The organism is Flaviramulus sp. (assembly GCF_982512915.1).
Map to the genome: position 1 here is coordinate 1 of NZ_CEWOCJ010000039.1, position 5,622 is coordinate 5,622.

Below are 5,622 nucleotides of genomic sequence, written 5' to 3' on the forward strand. Positions count from 1 at the left end.
TTAAAAAGTAATTCAGAATTATGATAAAATTCTTTCGAAAAATCCGTCAAAACCTGCTTATGGAAAATAAAACATCCAAATATTTCAAATACGCAATAGGCGAAATATTTTTAGTTGTGATTGGTATTTTGATAGCTTTACAGATTAATAATTGGAATGAAGATCGGCTAACGAAACTTCAAATAAAAACCAATCTTTCAAATCTTTCCAAAGCTATTCAACAAGATTATGACCTTTTGAAAGAAATAGAAGAAATTAATGACTTCAGGTATAACTCAATAAATCAAGTATTAAGATGGGCCGAAATTCCTTTACAAGAAATAGACACTATCCCAATAAAACTAATGAACACATCAATATGGGAAGGACCTGTACCTAAAACATTTGACGCTGAATTTTATAAAAGATCATTTCTTTATATACAAAAACCACGCATGATGATTGTGCAAACCTATGCCATGGAAGAATTAAAAAATTCAGGATTGTATTCTAAATTAGATAATCAAAAGTTAAAAAACGAATTAAATAAGTATTATAGCGATTTGAAATGGTTTTTTGGACGAGATGAATCGTATAAAAATGAATTCGTTGATGACTATGAAAACTATATTAACAATAAGTACAATTTAACCGTACTTGATGTTCCCTTTATTAGAAATCCTTTAGCGTCTATAAAAAAAGATGCAGGACTTGTTGTGAGGTTAAGAAACGTGAAAGATAATGCTGGTTGGAGAATTTATGGTGCTAAAACAAGCAAAAATAGAGCGAAAGTGTTGCTTAAAGAAATACAAAATGAAATTGACCAACTGTAGCGCCTTATCGATGTTTACTATGTATTAAAAGTGAAATTTGAAAACACTCAAACTACTGTATGAGTCTAAAATAAAGAAAGACTAACCAAAAAATTCCCGCTTTTTCGGGCAATAAATATGATAAAACTCTTGCGTAAAATGCGTCAAAACCTACTTTTGGAAAACAAAACATCCAAGTATTTTAAATACGCTATTGGTGAAATTATTTTGGTGGTGATTGGAATTTTAATAGCGCTGCAAATTAATACTTGGAATGAGCAAAGGAAACTTAAAATTGCCGAACAAGAAATTTTACACAACCTTCTTAACGAACTTAAAATAAATAAAGAAAGACTCAATTATTATCTTGATAAACATTTAGAAGGATATCAAAGTGGTTTTTATTTACTGTCTTTATTTCAGAAGGATATTAGTGCAATTCCTGAAATAAAATTAGATTCAACCCTAGGAAAAATTGAAGAGGTGCTCACTTTTGAAGCGAGTGATGGTATTATAAAATCGCTGATTGCCTCTGGAAAAATAGATATTATTCAAAATACCGAATTAAGATCACTCATTACCTCTTTTGATGGTTTTGTAATTAATGCCATTCAAGAAACAGAAACATTAAAACTGTTAATTAATAATCGACTTTGGCCATCAATAGATGGTAAAATAAGTTCATCAAACAGATTAAGAACTTACAAAGATTTTGGTGAATATCCAAAAGGTAGCTATGCTTCAGATTATGAATGGTTTTTTAAAAGCCAAGAAATGGAAGATATTATTAGCAACATAAGTAGCTGGATGAAAACCATTTATATAGATGAAAAAGAATTATCTGAGAATATTGACGCTATGATTTTGTTGGTTGAAAATGAGATAAAAATAAAAACCAAATAGTTTTTTTAAAATTAAACGAAGAGTTATGAAAAGAAGAATTAGTGTAAAAATGACAGTAGTATTTTTTAGTGTAATTTTATTTTCTAATCATAGTTTTTCTCAAGAAATTAAATACAAAACCTATTCCTATACAGAACTCTTTCAACTAATTGAAGCAGAACAAGATTCTGTTTTTACTTTAGAAAATGCACTTATAAAACCAAATTATAAAACAGATCAAAAGTTTTTTGTTGATTTTAACCTCTTACAAGCTGGTAATCTATATAAAGAAATTGACTCCCTTTTTACAATTAACAAAGAAATTAAATTGACTAATGTACAGTTTAACCCCCTTAACATTGATGAAATTAATGAAATTGATAGAGATAATATAAAATTTGCAACATTGTGTAATCTCGAATTTTCTAAACCTGTAAGCTTAAATAATGTTGCTAATATATTTTTTTACAAGGTTAAATTTAATTATAAACCAAGTGTAATATTTACACCAACTTTTAAAAAATCTTACAGTACTATTAAAACTTTCGGAATGTTTGAGATTTTTGGTTTTATAAATTGTTTATTTAACGATGGTATAGAGGTTAAAGATAATTATAGTGAAGATAAAACTAAAGTTCAATTATGCATTTACAATTCACTTTTAAAATCTCAAACTGTTTTATTAGATGAAGTATTTCCAATAAATTCTTGGATGAATTTTAATGATTTCTGGAAGTTTGAGTTTAATTATAATCAAGTTGAAGGTAAAGGATCAGTCAATTTATTCCTTACAAATATTAACGAACTACAAATTACGAACAATACTTTTACAGATCTAGTTAGAATGGAATTAGAACTAGATAAAAATTCAACTTCAGATATTTTTAATAACAAATTTAACAGTAGAGTATTGTTAAATGCACCCAATATTTTAAGTTCAAGCATTAATTTAGATTACAACCAGTTTGACAATAACTTATTGTCTTTAAATGCAAATAGTTATTTTTTTGACTTTCATAAAGATACTATTAGCGATTTTAAACCTGATGAAGATCGTTGGTCAAAGAGAAATCTTGATTATTATCAAAAACAAGTTTTAATAGAAAACAACAATGCTTTTAAAATAGAAATTAAATTTAAAGGACAATTGCATGCACTTTACAAACAACAGTTTGATAATGAATACGCTAATAAAGTATATATAGAAATTAAGGATTTAGAAACTAAAAGATTAGCTTTCTTATATTCAAAATCTCCATCTTTCGACACTTTTTTTACTTGGAAAATTAATCAATTCTTAAAAGTATTTTCTGCTTACGGAACAAAACCATCGAAGGCAGTAACCTTTTCATTGTATGTAATTTTACTCTTTGCGTTTATCTATTTGTTATTTCCAAATTCTTGGGATGCTCATGGAAGAAAACGAATTATGAACAGGTATGCTTTTTTCTTTACCTACATGAACAAAAAAGCTGGCATTCATGAAGTGTATTTAGACAATCAAAAAGAAGATTTGTTAGAGTTTGATGAGTTTAAAACCTTGGTTGAAAAACAAGGAAAAACAGTTCCTAAATTTTTTACAGCAACTGCTCTCCCACTCTACAAATGGGCAATTTCTGGAACCAAATTTTCTGCAAGCGTGTTAAAACGTGTAGATATTATGAAAGGCACTTGGAGTGACTTACCTCAATCAAAACGCATTTGGAAATCGTTCTTGTTAATTGGTGCTTTTACAGTGGCTATTTGTTACGACATTTTCATTAAAATGCTCAACGCTTTAATGCTCTCCATCAACACGTTTACTACCTTAGGTTTTGGAGAAATACCCATCAAAGGTTTACCTAGATATTTGGCTATTATTCAAGGTTTTATAGGTTGGTTTATGCTGACTATTTTTTCTGTTTCACTAATAAGTCAACTACTTAATTAATATGAAAAAACAACTCAACTTTCTCAGTTTACTATTATTTTCTACTTTAGGGTTTTCTCAAGAAATTAAATTTAAAGAATACTCATATTCAGAGTTTTTTAAAATGATTGAAGACGAACCATCAGACGTATTCTCTCTAAAAAATGCTGCCATTGTATTTGACAGTATTACAGACATCGCACATGCCAAGATTGGTTATTTGATTAACGATAGTGCTTTTATGAGAAAAGACACCATAAAAATAAAGAAAGCACTAAAGCTTGAAAACATCTTCTTTGTAAGAGATCCAAGAACGCTTAATACCGAAAAATATATTGAGGCACTCTATTATCTCTCTTTTGAAGAAAAGGTTGACTTGAAAAATTGTTTTGCCTATTTTGATAGATGCAGTTTTAAAAAAGAAGTGAGCATATATTTTGATACTACCGTAGAAAATATGTATCAATCCTATTATAATACACAATTTAATCTACTATTAAGTTTTGAAAAAAGTACTTTCATGCAAGGCATATTTTTTAGAACCCAATCATTTGAGGATAAAGAAATTCAAGTACAGTTCCGATTAATTAAATGTGACGTTTGGCCTTCAAATAATGAAAGGATTAGTAATTTTTTTAACACAGGACTAATTAGTAATTTCGAGATTTCAGAATCTACGTTTTATGGCGACAAAGAGTTAAGGATTTTCTCTAAAGGTAAAAGTTTTTTTGAAATTACTGGAAACGATTTTAAAGATAACCAACTGGAATTAGATTTGGGATATGAAAGTAGTTACCAAGGCTTTTCGTTAGCATCTAATAATATTAACAAACCTGTACTTCTTACTTTAGGTGAACTTGTTCAAGAAAATTATTTGGATTGGGGACAATTTAAAAATGGTATCATAAATACAAGATCTTTTTTTAATTATATATGGAATAATTGTAAGCCATCTAATAATGATGAAATTTACAGATTATATAGTTCTGATAGTTTACAAAATGTTTATTTACAAACCTTTAGACATACACATAAAGAAACCTTTAAGGCCGAAACAAAATTACTCGGCAAATTTCAAAGTCATTATAACAGTCAGCATGATTCCGAGTTTGAAAATGCAGTTTTTATGGCAATTAAAGACCTTGAAACCAGGCGACTTGGCTATTTATATTCGCAAGACCCTAGTTTCGATTCATATTTTAAATGGAAGGTTAACCAATTCCTTAAAGTGTTTTCAGCCTATGGTACAGAACCTTCTAAAGCCATCACTTTTTCAGTTTATGTCATTCTTTTCTTTGCTATGATTTATTTGTTTTTTCCAAACCATTGGGACAGTCATGGAAGAAATCGTATTCTTCATCGCTTTGGTTTTTTCCTTAAATATATCGATAAAAAAAGTGGGATGCATGATGTATATTTAGAAGAAAAACAAGGAGAATTAATGGTCTATGAAGAGTTTAAAAAGTTGCTCGAGGAGAAAGCAACTCGAGTTCCTAGGTTCTTTATTTCTGTTGGATTACCTTTTTATAAATGGTCAATATCTGGAACAAAATTATCAGCTACTATTTTAAAACCTTTTGATATTATGAATGGTACCTGGAATGAGCTACCAAAGAACAAACGCATTTGGAAATCTATACTTCTAGCAGGTGCATTTTTAATTGCTGTGGCATACGACATTTTCATTAAAATGCTCAACGCTTTAATGCTGTCTATAAACACTTTTACTACCTTAGGTTTTGGTGAAATCCCCATCAAAGGCTTGCCACGTTATTTGGCCATTATTCAAGGTTTTATAGGTTGGTTTATGTTGACTATTTTTAGTGTGTCATTAATCTCTCAATTGTTAAATTAATATGATAAAGTTTTTTAGAAAAATCCGTCAAAATCTACTTATGGAAAATAAAACATCAAAGTACTTTAAATACGCTATTGGCGAAATTGTATTGGTTGTAATTGGAATTTTAATTGCACTTCAAATTAATAATTGGAATGAACAAAGAAAAGTAAACAGTTATGAAAACCAAGTTTACTTACAAA

Annotated in this window: 5 protein-coding genes; all 5 read left to right on the forward strand. The window is 28.7% G+C overall.

The window, feature by feature from the left end:
- The first annotated feature begins 59 nt into the window (after positions 1-59).
- Positions 60-812, forward strand: a complete 753-nt coding sequence (locus tag AC1XJX_RS13310; protein ID WP_482004479.1) for a DUF6090 family protein — start codon at positions 60-62, stop codon at positions 810-812.
- Between the two features lie 117 nt (positions 813-929).
- Complete coding sequence (locus AC1XJX_RS13315; protein WP_482004480.1) at positions 930-1,694, forward strand: DUF6090 family protein; 765 nt, start codon at positions 930-932, stop codon at positions 1,692-1,694.
- 25 nt (positions 1,695-1,719) lie between these two features.
- Complete coding sequence (locus AC1XJX_RS13320) at positions 1,720-3,603, forward strand: ion channel (protein WP_482004481.1); 1,884 nt, start codon at positions 1,720-1,722, stop codon at positions 3,601-3,603.
- Position 3,604: 1 nt separating this feature from the next.
- Complete coding sequence (locus tag AC1XJX_RS13325) at positions 3,605-5,437, forward strand: ion channel (protein WP_482004482.1); 1,833 nt, start codon at positions 3,605-3,607, stop codon at positions 5,435-5,437.
- 1 nt (position 5,438) lies between these two features.
- The coding region (locus AC1XJX_RS13330) for a DUF6090 family protein (protein WP_482004483.1) at positions 5,439-5,622 on the forward strand (184 nt) is incomplete at its 3' end.